16 protein-coding genes are annotated in these 18076 nt (G+C 41.3%); 7 read left to right on the forward strand and 9 right to left on the reverse strand.

The window, feature by feature from the left end:
• Positions 1-26 precede the first annotated feature (26 nt).
• Both tamL and KJK34_RS01615 read right to left on the reverse strand, forming a co-directional pair.
• Positions 27-2345 (reverse strand): translocation and assembly module lipoprotein TamL, encoded by a 2319-nt coding sequence (tamL, locus tag KJK34_RS01610; protein ID WP_223052095.1) that lies wholly within the window; start codon positions 2343-2345, stop codon positions 27-29.
• Positions 2335-7431, reverse strand: coding sequence for a translocation/assembly module TamB domain-containing protein (locus KJK34_RS01615; RefSeq protein WP_223052096.1), 5097 nt, complete (start codon positions 7429-7431; stop codon positions 2335-2337). Before KJK34_RS01615 ends, tamL begins: the two co-directional genes overlap by 11 nt.
• A 131-nt stretch (positions 7432-7562) precedes the next feature.
• On the opposite strand from KJK34_RS01615, the gene KJK34_RS01620 reads away from it, so the two are divergent.
• The 3 genes from KJK34_RS01620 (at position 7563) to KJK34_RS01630 (ending at position 10856) form a co-directional block, all read left to right on the forward strand.
• Positions 7563-8132, forward strand: coding sequence for a helix-turn-helix domain-containing protein (locus KJK34_RS01620; RefSeq protein WP_223052097.1), 570 nt, complete (start codon positions 7563-7565; stop codon positions 8130-8132).
• Between the two features lie 69 nt (positions 8133-8201).
• A complete protein-coding gene (locus tag KJK34_RS01625) occupies positions 8202-10628 on the forward strand; it encodes a heavy metal translocating P-type ATPase (protein WP_223052098.1) in 2427 nt (808 codons plus the stop codon).
• A gap of 12 nt (positions 10629-10640) precedes the next feature.
• Positions 10641-10856 carry a heavy-metal-associated domain-containing protein gene (locus KJK34_RS01630; RefSeq protein WP_223052099.1) on the forward strand — a complete coding sequence of 72 codons (216 nt, stop codon included), beginning with the start codon at positions 10641-10643 and terminating at the stop codon, positions 10854-10856.
• On the opposite strand, the gene KJK34_RS01635 is transcribed toward KJK34_RS01630, so the two are convergent.
• Together KJK34_RS01635 and KJK34_RS01640 are read right to left on the reverse strand one after the other, a co-directional pair.
• Positions 10853-11416 (reverse strand): pseudouridine synthase, encoded by a 564-nt coding sequence (locus KJK34_RS01635; protein ID WP_223052100.1) that lies wholly within the window; start codon positions 11414-11416, stop codon positions 10853-10855. The genes KJK34_RS01630 and KJK34_RS01635 overlap by 4 nt on opposite strands.
• A 1-nt stretch (position 11417) precedes the next feature.
• A complete protein-coding gene (locus KJK34_RS01640; RefSeq protein ID WP_223052101.1) occupies positions 11418-12164 on the reverse strand; it encodes a hypothetical protein in 747 nt (248 codons plus the stop codon).
• 173 nt (positions 12165-12337) lie between these two features.
• Here KJK34_RS01640 and KJK34_RS01645 point away from each other — a divergent pair, with 173 nt between their 5' ends.
• Positions 12338-12670: a hypothetical protein gene (locus KJK34_RS01645; RefSeq protein WP_223052102.1), complete on the forward strand. Its 333-nt coding sequence runs from the start codon at positions 12338-12340 to the stop codon at positions 12668-12670.
• A gap of 207 nt (positions 12671-12877) precedes the next feature.
• Here KJK34_RS01645 and rplS read toward each other — a convergent pair whose 3' ends face one another.
• The 3 genes from rplS to KJK34_RS01660 form a co-directional block, all read right to left on the reverse strand.
• A complete protein-coding gene (gene rplS, locus KJK34_RS01650; RefSeq protein ID WP_223052103.1) occupies positions 12878-13228 on the reverse strand; it encodes a 50S ribosomal protein L19 in 351 nt (116 codons plus the stop codon).
• A gap of 224 nt (positions 13229-13452) precedes the next feature.
• Positions 13453-14127, reverse strand: a complete 675-nt coding sequence (gene trmD, locus KJK34_RS01655) for a tRNA (guanosine(37)-N1)-methyltransferase TrmD (protein WP_223052104.1) — start codon at positions 14125-14127, stop codon at positions 13453-13455.
• A 94-nt stretch (positions 14128-14221) separates the two neighbouring features.
• Positions 14222-14701: a DUF1569 domain-containing protein gene (locus KJK34_RS01660; protein WP_223052105.1), complete on the reverse strand. Its 480-nt coding sequence runs from the start codon at positions 14699-14701 to the stop codon at positions 14222-14224.
• A 98-nt stretch (positions 14702-14799) separates the two neighbouring features.
• Here KJK34_RS01660 and KJK34_RS01665 point away from each other — a divergent pair, with 98 nt between their 5' ends.
• The 3 genes from KJK34_RS01665 to KJK34_RS01675 all read left to right on the forward strand — a co-directional run bounded on the left by KJK34_RS01665 (position 14800) and on the right by KJK34_RS01675 (position 16821).
• Positions 14800-15732 (forward strand): peptidylprolyl isomerase, encoded by a 933-nt coding sequence (locus tag KJK34_RS01665; protein ID WP_223052106.1) that lies wholly within the window; start codon positions 14800-14802, stop codon positions 15730-15732.
• Positions 15733-15837: 105 nt separating this feature from the next.
• The gene (locus KJK34_RS01670) at positions 15838-16395 is read left to right on the forward strand and encodes a peptidase associated/transthyretin-like domain-containing protein (RefSeq protein ID WP_223052107.1); all 558 of its coding nucleotides are present in this window, start codon (positions 15838-15840) and stop codon (positions 16393-16395) included.
• Between the two features lie 93 nt (positions 16396-16488).
• On the forward strand, positions 16489-16821 hold the full coding sequence (locus KJK34_RS01675; RefSeq protein WP_223052108.1) for a tRNA-binding protein: 333 nt from the start codon (positions 16489-16491) through the stop codon (positions 16819-16821).
• 48 nt (positions 16822-16869) lie between these two features.
• Here the strand turns inward: KJK34_RS01675 and KJK34_RS01680 are convergent, their stop codons facing one another.
• Positions 16870-17145, reverse strand: a complete 276-nt coding sequence (locus KJK34_RS01680) for an ATP-dependent Clp protease adaptor ClpS (protein WP_223052109.1) — start codon at positions 17143-17145, stop codon at positions 16870-16872.
• A 26-nt stretch (positions 17146-17171) separates the two neighbouring features.
• A complete protein-coding gene (gene prmA, locus KJK34_RS01685) occupies positions 17172-18005 on the reverse strand; it encodes a 50S ribosomal protein L11 methyltransferase (protein ID WP_223052110.1) in 834 nt (277 codons plus the stop codon).
• Positions 18006-18076 lie beyond the last annotated feature (71 nt).

Raw genomic sequence — 18076 nt, forward strand, 5'->3', positions numbered from 1 at the left:
ACAGGTTATCCTTTTAAATTATGTAATTAAAAAGGATAACCTATTGCAAGGTTAAACACAAGGTTTTCCCTGCGCCAGTATTTACCGCCAAAATCAACTTCGTCAAGTACCCATCTGTCGCCTTCGGGCAGCCATGGCTTTCGTATCGGGAAAGCCAGGTCGGTACGTAGTACAAGGAAGGATAGGTCGAACCTTAAACCAAAGCCTGTACCAACGGCAAGCTCTTTATAAAAATCTTTTGAAAATTTTGCTCCGGGTGCAATGTTTTCACCGTTTAAATCTTTACGCTCATTCCACAGCCAAATATTTCCGGCATCTACAAATAATGCGCCTTCAATAATTTTATACAATTTAGCCCGGTATTCGGTATTTAGTTCCAGCTTGAGGTCGCCGCTTTGATCAGGTAAAAAGCCATTCTCATCTATATCAGGGTCACGGTAACTGCCCGGGCCTATAGAACGTGCCCTGAAAGCCCTTATACTGTTAGTACCACCTACAAAGAACTGGCGCATGAATGGTAGTTCTGACGAGTTACCATAAGGTACTCCAATGCCTACAATTATCCTGCTGGCAAGTTTAGAATTCCTGCCAAGCCTCAGGTAGTGCCTAAAATCATGCTCCATTTTCACAAACTGGCTAAAGGGTACATTAAGTATATTTATTGTATCACCTTTTTTTACATTGGCGCCGGTAGCAAGGCCTGCAATAGTACCTGCAAGGTCTAAAGAGCCTTTGTAATAAAATGTATGGCGCTTAAACTTACGCATAGTATTGGTATAAGTATAAGAGTAAGTAGGGCCAAATATCAGCTGCTTATCTATTACCCTTTGCAGTGAAGGATTGTCAGCTATCTGACTCCGATATTCATCAGTTACATTTGCAGGGCTAACATAGTTTACATCCAGCGCATTTAGCTGGTGTTCTTTATATATGTTTTCTTTCCACAAATAGCCAAACTGCCCCCTGAAGGAGTTTAATGAATACAGCTTTTGCCTGTTTTGGTATTCATAACTAACCAAAGCCCTTGTTTTAGGTACAAAGCCACTTGAAGAATGCACCTCAAACGGAGTTATGAACCGAGGCCACACAAGGCTTGCCTCGCCACCCACCCGGTACACGTTATAGCCCTTATTCTGCCCGGAGACCTGTACTTCAAGTCCTCCGAAAACACTTAAAGTTAATAACTCTGCCGCGCGGAAGGTATTGCGGTTGCTCCAGTTAACATTTAGCTCTGTACCATTATAATTTGCCGAGTTTGTTTTGGCAAGTGCCTCTACACGGATTGATTTTTTCGGTAGCGGGCTCAGGTAATAGTAGGTATCAAGCGCATTTGTGGTATCGGCAGGATAAAATTCATTTTTCACAAATTTAAACACACCAAGGTTAACCAGCCTGTTAAGCGACAGGTTATGGTCTTTGCGGTTATAGATATCACCCTTATGAAAATACAGCGAACGGTCGAAAATGATTGGACGGAAAGTATTTTCAGGGTCAATTATTTTAAAATCTTTATACTGCTGTACAGAGTCTAAAGGTGGCCTTATGGTGTCCTGAAGATTGCTTATAGAATAATTGGGATATATGTATATGTTGTTAATAGTATAGGGTTTGCGTGCTTCTTCAGGTGTTTCCCTTTTTACGGTTACAAACATATCTACTTGGCGGTCGCCTACAGTACTGTCTGCCTGAACCAATATGTAATCAGGATTAAAATAATAATAGCCTTTGTTTTTTAGCAGCCTGTCTATTCTTTCGCGTTCCGCCTTAATTACATTCAGGTCGAAAGGGTTACCGGGGCGCAGCAGGCTCCAGCGCTTTAATTTGGCAACGGCTGTATCTATACGGGTAGAATCTTCAGGAAAGGTCACATTCCTTATTTTATACTGCCTGCCCAACTCAACCGTATATTCAACTTCTGCCCTGCGGTTATGCGAAGTAGAGTCAGATTCTGTCCGCGTTTTAAAATATCCTTTGTTTTCGGCATAATTCTCCAGAAGGTCGGCATTATAATCCATATCCACCTGGCTGAACAGTACAGGAGGTTCCCCCACCTTATTACGCAGCCAATAACGGAAGCCTTTATCTTTTTTTGGCTCTCCGGCAAGATTATAAAAATAAAGCTTAACCCGCATGCCAAGTATTTTACGGTTAGGCCTCGGGCGCAGCAGGTCTTCCATTTCGCTTTCCAGCGCCTTCCTGTCTTTTTTAGATATAACGGTGTCTTTTACATTTACCTCGCTGCCCACATAAAGCATCTCGCCTTCGGGCAGGTATTTGGTATTGCTGCAGCCGTAGCTAAGCACAAGGGCAGTTATAAGGTAATAAACTATATGGCTATTCTTCATCTTTAGTAGTGTTTGGCGGCAAGTCTTCATTCTCCTCTTTGGCGGCTTTTTCTTTTTCAGATTCTTCCTTCTCGCGTTTACGGCGTTCTCTTTCCCTTTGCCTCATGTCTTTTTCTTCTTCGCTGCGTTGAAAGAGCTCCCTGAATTTATCATAATCCATAGTGATGATAAAGGCCACGCCTGTCTCTACCACCTGTCCCTGCAGGGCAACCTGATATTCGTTCTTGCGGTAAGCCCTTACCATATACCTGCCGTCTTTGGTAAGCTCATAATCCACAGATACATCTCCGGCTATATTGGTTGTTTCTTCATTAGCCTGTTGCGGGCCTTCCAGCCCGAAGCTGCTGCCCACAGTTACCTTGAGCCTGTCATTAAGCAGCCTCTTAGAAATACCCACGTTAAGGTCGGTACGGTTTTCACGTTGCCCGGTTGTATAGTCTTCCGTAGATTCTAAATCAAAATTAAGTTCAACACCGCTAATAAGGTCAGATGCCAGGTTGTTTAGCTGCTGCGATAAAATTTTACTCACACTCTGGCGGGCAAGTGCTTCACCGCTTGTACCGGTTTCGCTTGCAAACGGGTTCTCGCCAATAAAACGGTTAAGCAATAACAAAGCAAATACCTGCTTGTTAAGCTCTGAAGGCTCTTGGCGCAACTGCTCCAGCTTGGCGCGGCTGTTATTAATAATATTGGTTGATACATTATAATTGCCTTCCGGTAGTACGATATCAAATGACAGTTCGGGCGAGAGCAGCTCTCCCTCCATTTTTAGGAGTGTATTGAAAGGTATTTTTTGTTTATAGGTATTTCTTTCAGATTGCGAAACGTTTAGCTGCCCGTCAAGAAGGTCCAGCGGGGCGGCTTCTGTTTGATACACGGCAGTTATGTTAATATTAGCTTCTGTAGGCTCGCCCGTCCAGAGAATATAACTTCCTTCCTGTATTTCAAATTTTCTTTTCAGGAAGTTAAAAGTCATTTCATAAGCACCCTCAGTAAATTCATAGCGTCCTGTAAGCGTAGTCTTGCCCGATGGGTCAATTCCGCCTGTTAACTGTGCCTCACCCTGAAGCCTTAAAAAGTCGCCGTTACCTTTATCAATAATCAGGTTAAGCTCTGCTTCTTTCACAATTTCTATGGCTACAGAAACATCCATGCCCGTAACGTCTGACTGGTTAAAGTCTTCCTCCATTTTAAGCCTTTGCTTAATTTCCAGGTTATCCTGGTCAATAAACTCTACGATGCCTTCACGGTCGGCAATAGAAGGATCCTGCTGTGGCAGCACAACCGTAAATTCGGTATCTTCATTTATACGAAGGTTACCATCTACCACGGGGCTTTCCAGTGTTCCGTTTACGTTTATATTGGTATCGATTATCAGGTTACCATAATACAGGTCGTTATCTTTGGCTGTAGAATTAACTACCCTGAAATTTTCTGCATTTACATTTAAATCAAAGCCAAATTCGGTATAATTGGTAGTGGCAATATTACCATTTATTTCGAGCAGGTTATTATCGGTATCCTGAACCTTAAAGCTGTTAAAGCTGATGCCGCTATCGGTAAAGCTAATGTTGTCGTTTATAGATTCATAACGGGCATTTAACGGTGTAACCAGCAAGCCAACATCATTAAATTTAAGGTTGCCGTTTACATTAGGGGCTGTTGCAGTTCCTGTTACCCTGAAGTTACCGCTAAGGTAGCCTTCGCCTTCTTTAACGTTGCCAAATGTAAATGCCTGCACACTGCTCATGTTTAGCTTTTGTATGTCAAGGTCCATATCAAAATTGCTGCCCGCAGTATTATAGGTACCGTTTAAATTTACCTGGTTACCGTTACCTGTAATGGCAACATCTGCCGTGTAGGTGTTAGCTACCTCATTGTTTACCTGAATACGCACATTACCTACAGTGTCTTTACTAACAGCAAGATTTTCAATTGTCAGGTCAGATGTAAATTCCATCTCTGTATTAAGGTTCCTAAGCTGGGCAGTACCATCTATATTACCTTTTATCTTCAGTTCTTCTTTCTGGATGATGTTGGTAAGTGTTTCAATCTCAAAATTGCTTAGTGTAACATCAAGCGGTGCGCCCGGCTCTTCTGAAACCGACTGCAACGCTATAGAGCTGCCTTCGCTGCTCATCTCAAAGTTATTGGCATAAATACCACTTTCACCAAAACGGATAACGTTATCGGCGGCAATGGCCCACGGCTCATAATTGAGTGTAAGCCCTTCCGGATCGAGAACAATTTCAGTATTACCCTCTGCAGCCCGCATTTCTCCCGCTATCATATACTGTTCTTCTTCTTTGCGGCCTACAATTTCTAACCTGTAGGTTAGCGTGTTATCTACAATTGCACCTGCAACGATTGTTTTCGGAACTTTAAACTGCTCGTTCTCCACACCATTTACCCGCACATTATAAACAAGCGCGCTGTCCTCGTTCTGAAGGTTTACTACCACACCCGAAATAGTATTGGCGCCATAAACAATGCGCGGAATTACAGCATTAACACTAATACTGTCGTACTCGCTGTTATATTTACCAATTATGTTGATGGGTTCTATACGCTCAAGCTGCGGTAAAAGTTTGTTCAGGACAGGGTCATTAGTTACATGAACCATAAAATTAAAACGCTGCGGTTTTGTTTGCTGCCTTGCTGCACCCGGGTTGGTGTTATAATATTTGGAAAGCGTATTAGAAAGTGCCGTTGGCACTTCTGTAAGTGAATATTTTCCTGTCATGTAAGCATCTACAATCTGCGAGCTTATCAGCAAAGAGTTTTTCTCTGCGGTAGATTCGGCTATTATATTGACAGAGTCCAGCCCAAACTGCTCTTCGGCATTGGCAAACATAAAATGGTGCAGGCTTATTTTACCGTTAAGATTGTCAGGGTCAGAATCGGTTATATCGGCATCTACATTACCTCTTAGCTTTAGCGGCCCTGCGTGCAGGTTTAGCTTGTTGAGGTCGGCTATATCTACATTAAGCCTTATTTTTCCGTTAGGATATTTGTCTTTAAATCCACCACTCGCAACAAGGTCAAACTCCAGGTTGGGGTCGGCCATATCGGCTGTAACCTCAAATGCTCCGTTATTCACACTGCCGTCAATATCAAGGTTTCGATACGTGTAACTGTTGAATTCGGCTTTTGCCAGTGTTCCTTTTAAAGTAGCATTTGCAGTCTGTGGGTTAAGCCCTGTGCCTTTCACATCTGCTTTAAGTGTAATCCTTCCTAAAGAATCGTTACTGATAAGGCGGCCTACATCAAAATTTTGTATATCTATGTTTGCATCATATTTTTCGTAGTGTTTGCGGCGCTGGTCAAACGTAGCCCTAATGCGCGCATTGCCCATGCTGCTGCCAAGGCTAAGGTTGGTATTGAAGTTGTTTAAAGTACCTTTAAATATAGCCCTTGCCGAAAGGCTTTGAGGCAACTGTATGTTAGCAGGTATAGTGCCTTTGGGTACAAAACCTTTAATGTCTTTGGCGGTAGTCCGCAGCTCACGAACATTCATCTCAAAATAAGCGCTTTGCGCATCAGGCAGCCCTTTAATCCTCCCACTGGCAGCAAGGGTAGTGCTGCCAATACCCCTGATTTGAAGATTTGCTATCCTGAGGTCGCTTACCTTTCCTTCTACATCACTATTTATGTACAATACACCGTTAGGGTTATCTTTAAACGGGTTAGTGTCAGCAAGGGTGGGAACAAAAGTCAGCACATCTTTAAACCCAATGCGGCTCCCGTTCAGGTTCGCATCAATTTTCAGTTCGCCAATATTTTCCTGTAATGAAGCTATGGAGGGATATCCTACAATGATTCTTTCTTTAAGCAGCGTTTGCGGGGTTTCTAGGTACAGGTTTTCGAGCTTTGCGCTTTCAGGGCCATAATAAAAATCAGTTTGCAGTTTTTTAATTAGCAAACCACTGTTAGCTTCGCTTACACTAACGTTATCAAGTTTACCGGAAATTACGTCTGTAGTATATGATAAAGCCTCGCCTTCAAGGTTAAAATCCTTTATATCAAGATGCATATAGTCAATACCTTTGGCAACAGGAGCAGTATTCATATTATTGAACCTGAAGTTTACATCTTTAATATCAGTATTTGCAAGCTTAAACTTCCATTGCGCCGAAGCAGCTTCAGGGCTTTCTTCAGGCAGTTTCTCTACTGCTTCTTTTTCTGTTTTACCTAACGTAAGCTGCCCTTTAACGCCGTTAAGCTCAAAGTTTTCAAGGTCTATCAGTTGATTTTTCAGGTCTATGGCATTAACCTCTGCTATAAGTTCTTTAAGTACAAATCTTGTATCGAGCCTCGTGCCGGCATTATCATAGCCAATATCAATATTTGCAAGATTTATATTACCTAATTTAATTCCCAAATCAGGTTTGGATGAGGCTTCTTCCGCTACTTTTTGCGTGCTTTTTGCAATTTCATCAACCATCCCCTGTTCAAGTGTTAGCCTGAGCCCGTCAAGGTTAATTTCCGGTACTTCAAACTGCATGTTCTCAAGATCGAATTTCTTTACATGCGTATCAAAATGCCCTAAGTTAGCTGCTATATTGTTTTTGGTAATGGCATCGTTATAGGTAATCCTGATACGGTCAAGCTCAATATTATCCAGAGAAAAAGTCATTGGGGCAGATGTAGTGTCTTTGGGTTTGCCTGTGTCAAATGCCTTTATAATATAATCAAAGTTAAAAACCGAATCTTTATTGCGCTTTACATTGGCTACAATACCTTCCAGTTCTACAGAATTAAGCTCTACTTCGTTGCTTAAAAGCTTAAAGAGGCTGATATCAACCTTTAGTTTTTCACCTGCCAAAAGCGTATCGCCCTCCTGGCTTTCAAAATAGATACCTTCGAGAATTACTTTTTTAGGAAGCCCTATTTCTATTCGGCCGATTTGTACTTCTGTACCTATTTTGTCTTCTAAATAACTGACAGCTTTATCTTTAACTAAATTTTGTACGTAAGGCACCTGCAATAAAAGTACTATCAGCAGGAATAACCCGATAACCGATCCTATTATCCAGAGCAGTACTTTACCGCTCTTTCGTAAGTATTTCTTAACCTTTGTGTTCATTCACCCTAAAAGTATAGATAATTAACATTTCGGAGTTTTAAAGTTATGCTAAAAAAAATCTTACGGATTTGTTAATTATATTAGATATGTTTAACAGTATATAGTAACAGATATTGGTTAAATTTACAGTAATGAAGTTTTATATAAAAAATATGGTTTGCCCCCGCTGTGTAGCAGCGGTTACACAAATTTTTAAAGGTCTTGATTTAGAGCCAGAAAGTATTACTTTGGGCGAGGCAGAAACTAAAAAGGAAGCCGGCCCCGAGCAGTTAGTATTACTTCGTGAACGACTGAAAGAACAGGGTTTTAAATTGCTTGGCGATACTAAAGATATGGTGGTAGAGCGTATAAAATCTGTTATCATAAATCATATTCATCACTCTGATGGAGGTGCAGTAGTATTTTCTGAACTGCTGGCTTCAGAGCTGCATAAAGATTATTCGGGACTAAGCAAGCTTTTCTCGGCACATGAAGGTATCACCATAGAGCATTTTATTATTCTTCAGAAAACCGAAAAGGTTAAAGAACTGCTGCTTTATAATCAGCTAACCCTTAGCGAAATTGCTCATAAACTTGGCTATAGCAGTGTATCTCACCTTTCGGCACAATTCAGGAAGGTAACCGGTATAACACCAACAGAGTTTCGCAAAAGCGGAGCAAACTCACGAAAGCCGCTTGATGCGGTTTCCAAAAATCTGTAAACCGTTTCCTTAATTTTGTAACGCCACTTACACCTGTGCATCCGAACTTTGTATTATTAATATAAAGTAATGGATAAATCTGATAATATAGTTTATTTACCTTTAGAAGGCGTTGACAGCGAACACTGCGCCCTTATTGTAGATAATGCCCTTGATGAGGTTAAAGCTGTTACCGCACACCACGTAGAGCTTAATAACAACAGGGCGGTTATTACAACCACAGACGCACCTACAGCATTACCTGAAGCCGTTAAAAAAATACGCAGCCTGGGTTATGATGTAACTACTGTTAAACAAAGTTTTCCTGTTACGGGTATGAGCTGTGCCTCTTGTGCGGCATCAAGCCAGGATGTGCTTATGATGCAGCCGGGCGTGGTTAATGCGGCCGTTAATTATGCCAATGGCAACGGAACAGTTGAATATATTCCAACCATTACCTCTCCCCAAAAACTGAAGTCCGCACTGCAATCTGTAGGATATGATCTTATTCTAAATGAGGGTAATGAAGCAACAGATACTATCGAAGCAATACAGCAAAAGCATTATAGCCAACTTAAGAAACGCACTTTTTGGGCCATAGCGCTTAGTGTGCCTTTGGTGGTTATAGGCATGGTACCATCGCTTATGGGGATGTGGTGGGCCAATTATGCCATGTGGGCATTGGCAACTCCTGTTGTGTTATTTTTTGGCAGGCAGTTCTTTTCAGGTGCTTACAGGCAGGCGAGGCATAAATCGGCCAATATGGACACACTTGTTGCGGTAAGTACCGGTACGGCTTACCTGTTCAGTGTTTTTAATACGCTTTTTCCGCAGGTATGGCATAACAGAGGCCTGCACGCCCATGTATATTTTGAGGCCGCTGCTGTGGTAATCGCTTTCATCCTGCTGGGCAAGTTGTTGGAAGAAAAAGCAAAAGGCAGCACATCATCAGCCATAAAAAGCCTGATGGGGCTGCAGCCGAAAACCGTTACTCTAATTACCCAAACAGGACAGGAGGAAGTGCCTGTTGCCGATTTAACTATCGGTGATAGAATTCTGGTTAAACCAGGTGAAAAGATTGCAGTAGACGGCGAGGTGATTTCAGGCGGCTCTTTTGTTGATGAAAGCATGCTTAGCGGTGAACCCATAGCGGTAGAAAAAACAAAAGGCAGCGCTGTATATGCAGGGACAATTAACCAAAAAGGCAGCTTTACCTTTAAAGCTCAAAAAGTAGGCAGCCAGACGCTGTTATCGCAAATTATAAAGACCGTGCAGGATGCACAAGGCAGCAAGGCGCCCGTGCAGCGCCTTGTAGATAAAATTGCCGGTATCTTTGTGCCTGTAGTAATTATACTGGCACTGATAACACTTGCAGTATGGCTTATTTTTGGCGGAGAAAACAGCCTTACACACGGTTTACTTGCCATGATAACCGTTTTGGTTATAGCCTGCCCGTGTGCGCTCGGGCTAGCCACACCTACAGCTATAATGGTTGGAGTGGGCAAGGGGGCACAAAACGGCATACTGATTAAAGATGCACAAAGCCTTGAAACTGCCAAAAAAGTAAATGCCGTAGTGCTGGATAAAACAGGTACCATAACCGAAGGTAAGCCAAAAGTAGTAGCTGTTAAATGGTTTGCTGAAGAAAAAGAGGAGTACACGGATATATTATATACCATAGAAAAATCATCTGAGCATCCGTTGGGCGATGCCATTGCCCGTTACCTTAGCAATAAGGCACAGTTTATGAACAATGTTACAATACAGAACATAGAAGGCAGGGGAGTAGAGGCTACTTATAATCGCAAGGTTTACAGCATTGGCAATAGTGCGCTAATAATGCAACGCGGTATAAAAGTACCTGATTCGGTTAACAGATGGATACAGGAAAGGCTTATTAAAGCCAACACCATAGTATTGTTCTCTGATGATAATGAGGTGCTTTGCGGTATAGCTATAGCCGATACCATTAAAGGTACTTCTGCAAAGGCTATAAAGCAGTTGCAGGATAAAGGGATAGCGGTATATATGCTTACAGGTGATAATAACGAAACGGCTGCCGCTGTTGCCAAAGAAACAAGAATAACACACTATCGCGCTGGGGCTTTACCGCAGGACAAACTTGAATTTATCAGGCAGTTGCAGCAGCAAGGCAAAACAGTTGCTATGGTAGGAGATGGTATTAATGACAGCGCCGCGCTCGCGCAGGCTGATGTGGGTATAGCTATGGGCAAGGGTAGTGATATTGCTATGGACGTAGCTAAAGTTACCCTTATTTCGGGCGATTTACTTAAAGTGCCACAGGCAATACGTTTATCGGCGCAAACGGTAACTACCATTCGGCAGAATTTATTCTGGGCTTTTATTTATAATGTGATAGGCATACCCGTTGCGGCCGGCGTGTTATATCCTGTTAACGGGTTTTTGCTAAGCCCGATGATTGCAGGTGCGGCAATGGCGTTGAGCAGTGTTAGTGTGGTTAGCAACAGCCTGCTTCTTAAAATGAAAAAGATATAAACTATTTAAAATATGGAAAAAGAAATGAAATTTAAAACCAGTATTAACTGTGGCGGTTGTGTTGCCAAAGTTACTCCTCTCCTAAACAATAAAGAGGAAATTAAAGAGTGGAGTGTAGATACCGATAACCCTGATAAAATTTTGACTGTTGTAGCAAATGGTGCTACACAAGACGAAGTTATGGAAACGGTTAAAAAAGCAGGCTTTAAAATAGAACCTGTAAACTAAACATCAAAGCCGGGAACTTCTTTAACCTCTCCGGGTTGTAAATTTCCCAGATGAATATTCCCTATCCGTACCCTTACCAGGCGCAGTGTAGGGAAACCCACAGCAGAGGTCATTTTCCGTACCTGGCGGAATTTGCCCTCTGTTACTGTTATAGCTACCCATGATGTGGGGCCGTGGCGTTCATCCCTTATTTTTTTGCTCCGTTCCGGTAGTTGTGGGGCGTCAATTTTTTTTGCCAAGCAGGGCAGGGTAGTATAACGGATACCTTTAAAGCCTATTTCTACACCTTCCTGCAACTGCTTTATAGCTTCAGGGGTAATGAGCCCGTCAACCTGTGCATAATATTCCTTTACTACTTTTTTGCTGCGTACAATTTCGCTCATCATGCCATCGGTGGTTAGCAGCAGCAACCCTTCGGAATCTTCGTCGAGCCTGCCAATAGCCATTGTCCCTTCAGGGAAATCATAAAATTCACCGAGCAGCTTTTTATTCCGTTTAAGGTTATAGATAAACTGGCTAAGGTATCCATAGGGTTTATAGATGATATAATGATGGTGCATGTTAGTTAGGCTTTATTACCCGTGTCCACGTACTGTCCAATGCCTGAAGTTTTTTGTACAGTCCCCACTCATGTAAAGCGCCATATACCACTACAATTTTATCATTCTCTTCTTCCATTATTCCTTTAGCCAGGCTTTCCTCCCTGTAGCCCCTTATAATGGCATTAACCTGGTCATCAGGTTCTTTGCCACACTCATATTTTTCATGAGGGCGAAGGTTGTAATCGCATGGGTTTAACATTATTTCTCCGTACCTCGATTCATATTCGGCAATTAGTTTGTTAAATGGTACATCCTGAACACGGTCTTTACTAAAGTCGGCTCCCATTAAACGGGGGTGCGGCTGATTTATAAGCCCCTTTCTGTTTTTAAATCTCCTTCCCATAAGCCTGTTATTTACAGTGTCAAGATATCCGATGGTATCAATATTTACACCTACCATCTTACGGAGTTTAAGGTTAAGGATTTTCTTCTGTTCATCAGTTAGTGAATCTTTTGTCTTTACACTTTCATATAATACAATATATCCTTCATTATGCAGGCTGTCAGTCAGCCTGTGCACGTCATCATAAAATTCCTTTAAACCTATATGGTGCATTGGTATAAACACCATAGTCTTTTTGTTATTAGTAAAAGCTTTCGGCTCTGCTTTGGTATCATATGCTCCAATAGCCCGCAAGCTCAGGTTAAGGCAGGAAGTGCAAAGTATAAATAGTAGTGCCGTAGTAATTAATAGTCTTGGTTTCATACTTTAATATTAATGATTGTAAATATAAAAAGTTTGATAAATAATGCCGGCAGTTGCTCATGCCTTTTTATCAGATAATAAGTATTAAACCTGTTTTTAGTAAAGAAAACTTAATAATGCGGTAAAATTTTTCTGGAACTAACTACCGAGATTTGCTCCGCTAATTTTACCCCATGAGTATATTTAATAAAAAAGAGAAGAAACTGAAAAAGGAACTTTATAAGCGCTACCTTACAGATTATAAGGATATTTTAAAAGAGCTTTCTGAATTATATGATGATCTTAAAGAATCGTATGCTACCACAGATTCTGTTGCAGAAGACTTTACAACTTTTGCCGAAAGCATTACCACTAAGCTAACCCCTGAGGAGGCTGAAAGGCTACAACAGTTTTCTATAGAACTTAAAAAAGTGGATAAGTGTGCCCGTGATGCGGTGAGGGATGTGCGCGATGTATTGCGTGCACATAAGAAAAGGCTGAAAGAGCTTCAGAATGAAATTAGATAGCCCTGCCGCTTTTTGAAAGGCAACAGGGCATTTCACACCCCGAAACTAAAATGGATTTATTTCACGTTATCGTTTGTAATTTTTAGTGTTTCAAATGTAAACAGTGATTGTAAGTAAAAAAATACCCATAAGTGGGTATTTTTTAAAGTAGCTAAACAAAAAAATCCCCGCATTGCGGGGATTTGATATAATGTACAGAAGAGTAAATTATCTCCTTCTTTCTTTGATCTTGGCTTTTTTACCGGTAAGATCCCTGAAGTAGAAGATACGTGCCCTGCGCACTTTACCTCTCTGGTTAAGTTCAATTTTTTGTAAAGCAGGCATGTTGATAGGGAAGATACGCTCTACACCTACAGAACCTGACATTTTACGGATGGTGAAGGTTTGCGTCATACCAGTACCTCTTTTCTGGATAACAACACCTTTAAAGAACTGAGTCCTTGTTTTTTCACCTTCTTTAATTTCGTAGTACACAGTAATTGTGTCACCTGAATTAAACTCAGGAAAATCTTTTTTTGCTACAAATTCTTCTTGTACGAATTTTACTAAATCAGACATGATTTCTAAAAATTAATAGTTTGAATCAGAGCAACATACACGCATTTCGTCAGAGGTTGGTCCGAAGTGGGTGCAAATGTACTAAAAATTTCTTTCGGGCAAAATTTTTTTAGAAGAAAGTGAGGAGTAAAAAGGCAAGAGGCAATAGTAAAAAATTCACTATTTCGGTCTTTTACCACAGTTTTTTTAATTTTGGCTTTTCGCTTTTGCCTATTGCCTACTGCCTACTCCAGCAAATCCGGCCTTCTGTTTTTGGTATGCTCCAGTGCCATGTCTTCTCGCCATTTATCTATATTAGCAGAATGCCCGCTAAGTAATACATCCGGCACTTTCCAGCCTTTATATTCGGCAGGGCGGGTATATACCGGCGGCGCCAGCAGGTTATCCTGAAAACTGTCGGTAAGCGCAGAGGTCTCATTACTTAATACGCCAGGTATAAGCCTTATAATAGCGTCTGAAAGCACCGCCGCGGCTAGCTCGCCACCCGATAGTACATAATCACCTATTGATATTTCACGGGTAATAAAGTGATCGCGCACGCGTTGGTCAACACCTTTGTAATGCCCGCACAATATTATTATATTTTGTAATAAAGACATTTGGTTAGCTATGCCCTGGTTAAGGGTTTCGCCATCAGGCGTCATGTAAATAACCTCGTCATAGTCACGCTCGCTTTTCAGTTTACTGATGCAGGCATCTATGGGTTCTATACTCATTACCATACCTGCGCCACCGCCAAACTGGTAATCATCTACATTTTTATGTTTATTGGTACTGTAGTCCCTAAGGTTATGCAAGTGTACTTCTACAAGCCCTTTATCAATCGCACGTTTTAAGATAGAGGCTTCAAACGGGCTTCTTAAAAGCTCGGGCAGTACAGTAATTATGTCGATTCGCATTGTTTAATATTTAAGCCTTCAGCGGTAAGCTTTTAGCTATTAGATAATAAATAACATTGGATATGTGTGTAGCGTGGCTGAAAATTGACAGCTACTACACCCCAAACTGTCTTAAATGGTGGTCAAGGTGTTTCCATTGCAGATAATCCCATTCCTGCATTGTCATTTCACCAAAAAAGGGATGCTTGGTATTTTTAATGGAAGCATGGCCTTCTTCAGCAAATTTTTTTACAAGTAGTATAAGTTCTGCTTTAGCTTTTTCAAAATCAGGCTCATGGGTAATTTTGAACTGCTTTACTGTTGGCAGGTCACGTGCAAAAGGCTGCGGCTCGGATAGCTTTTTCTTCATCATCTTACCGAACAAAAAACTCATCAGGTTAGGCTTAAGGTTAAGCTGACCGTATGATACTTTTATGGGCTGCTGGCAGTGCTCCAGCATCTGGCTTACTGTCATTTTGCCCCACTGCGAAAGTGTAATTGGAGTCAGTTTTTCAACACGTTCTATCAACAACCTGTTCCCGTCTTTATCAAACACGCTTTGCATATACTCAAATTTTGTGGTAAAAGTACTCATTTATGATATTCAAATTTACACTTTTGTTATGATTTACCCGATGTGCAGGTAGGAATATTATTCGTAAATTTGCCGTTTACAAACAAAAATCACAACTGATGGAAAACGGAATTTACGCAAAATTCAATACTTCAAAAGGCGCTATACTGGTAAAGCTTACACATGATAAAACTCCCGGTACGGTGGGTAACTTTGTAGGCCTTGCAGAAGGTAATCTTGAAAATAACGAAAAACCGCAGGGTAAGCCCTATTATGACGGGCTTAAGTTTCACCGTGTTATACCTGATTTTATGATACAGGGCGGTTGCCCGCAGGGCAGCGGTACAGGTGGCCCCGGTTACAACTTTGATGATGAATTTCACCCGGAGCTTAAACACAGTGGCCCCGGCGTACTGAGCATGGCAAATGCCGGCCCCGGTACTAATGGTTCGCAATTCTTCATTACGCATGTAGAAACGCCGTGGCTTGACAACAAGCATACTGTTTTTGGCCATGTGGTAGAAGGGCAGGATGTAGTGGATAGCATCGCTCAGGGTGATAAAATAGAAAGCCTTGAAATTATCCGCGAAGGTGATGAGGCTAAGAACTGGAATGCCGTAGAGGCTTTCCGTACTTTTGAAGGTTCACGCGAAAAACGCCTTGCAGAAGCCAAAAAAAGGGCTGAAGAACAACTTGATAAACTTGCTGCAGGTTTCGACAAAACCGAAAGCGGACTTAGATATAAAATAATTCAGAAAGGCGACGGTAAAAAAGCTGAAAAAGGCAAAAAAGTATCAGTACACTACAAAGGTGCGCTTGACAACGGACAGGTTTTTGACTCATCATACCAAAGAAAACAGCCGATCGAGTTTCAGCTTGGCGTTGGCCAAGTAATTACCGGATGGGACGAAGGTATTGCACTGCTTCAGGTGGGCGATAAAGCACGCTTTGTGATTCCTTCTCACCTTGGTTACGGTTCCCGTGGTGCAGGTGGCGTAATACCGCCGGATGCAACTCTTGTTTTTGACGTGGAATTAATGGATGTTAAATAATCCTGCAAAAATAAATACTAAAGCCGCCTTACTTACAGGCGGCTTTTTTAATGGAATACTTTTTGAAAGAAGTTGTTATAGTAGTATTTTTACAGATATTTATTTATGATGCGATATTTAGCCATACTATTTTTGCTGCTTTCTGTAAGTGTGCAGGCCCAGTTCGGGCAGATGCACTGCGGATATGATTTTACATCTTACGTAGTGTTGGATGTGCATGAAGCAGGCAAAACCGAAAATATAAAAAACCTGCGTATTACGGTTGTTGACAGCCTTGGGCGTGATGTTATCAATGCCAATAATGCCTACAGCTTTAAAAATGCCAATAAGCCGCTTGAGTTTTACCTTAATTACCGTATTGGTGATGATAACAAACGGCTGGCTGAAGGTGTAACAGCACAAAAAGAGCGTTGGTTTTTCCCGTTTGCGAAAGATAATTATCTGCTGTCTGTTGCCAATACTTTTCCCGCCGACCGCTTTAGCATTAAAGTTGAAGATATAGATGGTGATGAGAATGGCGGCAGGTATAAAACCGTAACCATACCTTTATACAGCTATAATATGTATGTGCTCTGCTCTAACGACAGCCAGCAGGCAGCGGTTAAATTCGGGCGTAAAATGAATAAGCCCATTGATATTGTCTTAGAAAGGGAAACCCCATAATCCCAAAGGGAAATAATTTACCAAAATACCAATGTACTAATGTGTCAATCCACCAATCCATTGTATTTATAATTGACTAATTATCAAATTAACATGTTAACCTGGGAAGAATTTGAGAAAACAGAAATGCGGGTTGGGACAATTATTGAAGTTAATGATTTTCCCGAAGCGCGAAAGCCTGCATACCAGCTTACCATAGATTTTGGGGAAGCAATAGGCATACGCAAATCATCTGCGCAGATAACAAAACGCTACACAAAAGAAAACCTTACCGGCAGGCAGATAATAGCTGTTGTAAACTTTCCTAAAAAGCAAATTGGCAAATTCATGAGTGAATGCCTTGTCCTCGGGGCTGTAGGGCAGGAGGGCGATGTTGTACTGCTATCGCCAGATTTTAAGGTAGAGAACGGCCTGCGTATAGCTTAATATAAAAGTAGAACTGCTCCAAAGAAAGAATTCTGGAGCAGTTATTAATTATACAATCTCAGCGCTCAGGCCTGCTTCAAGCAATTGTGTGCATTGCGGCTCCAGCTCTTTATACTCTCCTGTCTTTACGGTGCATTTACCTTTATAGTGCACAATTATAGAGCATTGTTCGGCCTGCTCAGGGGTGTGGTCGCACACTCTTATAAGAGTGTCAATTACGTGGTCAAAAGTATTTACATCATCATTATACAAAACAATTTCGTTGTTAGAAGCAAGGCCTTCTTCAAGCAGTACTTCTTCCGAAACTTTTTCAATAGTACTCATAACATTGGTAATTAATAATCTAACTGCTAATTTACATATTTTAGGGCAACCCAATTATTTTTTTTCAGCTTTTTTGCCAGTTTCAGGCCCTTTGCCGCACACGATTCATCTATAAAGGGGATGTCTTCTTCATAAAATCCGCTAAGGAAAAGCATACCGTCGGGGTTAAGGCAATCGGCATATTGCTGCATATCGTTCAGCAGTATGTTACGGTTGATATTGGCAATAATAATATCATATTTTTTGCCTTCCAGCAAAGCTGCATCGCCTTCATAAACCGATATATGCTTGCAGTTATTACGCTCTGCATTTTCAATTGAGTTCAGGTAGCACCAGTTATCAATATCTATGGCATCAATGGGTTTTGCACCCTTCATCTCCGCTAAAATAGCAAGTATGGCAGTACCGCAGCCCATATCAAGTGTTTTTTTGCCTTCAACATCATTTTCCAGCAGGTGTTGCACCATCATAAATGTAGTTTCGTGGTGCCCGGTGCCAAAGCTCATTTTAGGCTCAATAACAATATCATATTGTGCATCTTTCTTTTCATGAAAAGGAGCCCTAACATAGCAAACCCCATCAATATCAATGGGCTCAAAGTTTTTCTCCCATTCCTCATTCCAGTTTACCTGGTCAATTTCTTCTTTGGTATAGGTAACCTTAAAATCATCCGACTTCAGTATCATAATATCATCAAGCAGGCTTTCATTCCAAAACTCCGACTGTATGTAGGCAGATACACCATCTTCCGTTTCTATAAAACTTTCAAAAGGGGTTTCGCCCAGTTCGGCAATTAAAATTTCTGCCCCGAGTTCTTTCGGGTTTATGGTAAAATGAAAACCTATATAGGAAACTGACATAATTAAATTTTTCGCAAAAGTACTATTAACTACTCTTGGCTTCAAAAAAATTAATGGTAAGTTTGCGAAAA

This window comes from Flavobacterium coralii, from assembly GCF_019891545.1.
GTDB classification, from domain to species: domain Bacteria; phylum Bacteroidota; class Bacteroidia; order Flavobacteriales; family Flavobacteriaceae; genus Flavobacterium; species Flavobacterium coralii.

Bases quoted from the DNA above. Each gene is read 5' to 3' on its own strand.
- tamL (WP_223052095.1), bottom strand. From the start codon at position 2,345: ATGAAGAATAGCCATATAGTTTATTACCTTATAACTGCCCTTGTGCTT.
- KJK34_RS01615 (WP_223052096.1), bottom strand. From the start codon at position 7,431: ATGAACACAAAGGTTAAGAAATACTTACGAAAGAGCGGTAAAGTACTG.
- KJK34_RS01620 (WP_223052097.1), top strand. From the start codon at position 7,563: ATGAAGTTTTATATAAAAAATATGGTTTGCCCCCGCTGTGTAGCAGCG.
- KJK34_RS01625 (WP_223052098.1), top strand. From the start codon at position 8,202: ATGGATAAATCTGATAATATAGTTTATTTACCTTTAGAAGGCGTTGAC.
- KJK34_RS01630 (WP_223052099.1), top strand. From the start codon at position 10,641: ATGGAAAAAGAAATGAAATTTAAAACCAGTATTAACTGTGGCGGTTGT.
- KJK34_RS01635 (WP_223052100.1), bottom strand. From the start codon at position 11,416: ATGCACCATCATTATATCATCTATAAACCCTATGGATACCTTAGCCAG.
- KJK34_RS01640 (WP_223052101.1), bottom strand. From the start codon at position 12,164: ATGAAACCAAGACTATTAATTACTACGGCACTACTATTTATACTTTGC.
- KJK34_RS01645 (WP_223052102.1), top strand. From the start codon at position 12,338: ATGAGTATATTTAATAAAAAAGAGAAGAAACTGAAAAAGGAACTTTAT.
- rplS (WP_223052103.1), bottom strand. From the start codon at position 13,228: ATGTCTGATTTAGTAAAATTCGTACAAGAAGAATTTGTAGCAAAAAAA.
- trmD (WP_223052104.1), bottom strand. From the start codon at position 14,127: ATGCGAATCGACATAATTACTGTACTGCCCGAGCTTTTAAGAAGCCCG.
- KJK34_RS01660 (WP_223052105.1), bottom strand. From the start codon at position 14,701: ATGAGTACTTTTACCACAAAATTTGAGTATATGCAAAGCGTGTTTGAT.
- KJK34_RS01665 (WP_223052106.1), top strand. From the start codon at position 14,800: ATGGAAAACGGAATTTACGCAAAATTCAATACTTCAAAAGGCGCTATA.
- KJK34_RS01670 (WP_223052107.1), top strand. From the start codon at position 15,838: ATGATGCGATATTTAGCCATACTATTTTTGCTGCTTTCTGTAAGTGTG.
- KJK34_RS01675 (WP_223052108.1), top strand. From the start codon at position 16,489: ATGTTAACCTGGGAAGAATTTGAGAAAACAGAAATGCGGGTTGGGACA.
- KJK34_RS01680 (WP_223052109.1), bottom strand. From the start codon at position 17,145: ATGAGTACTATTGAAAAAGTTTCGGAAGAAGTACTGCTTGAAGAAGGC.
- prmA (WP_223052110.1), bottom strand. From the start codon at position 18,005: ATGTCAGTTTCCTATATAGGTTTTCATTTTACCATAAACCCGAAAGAA.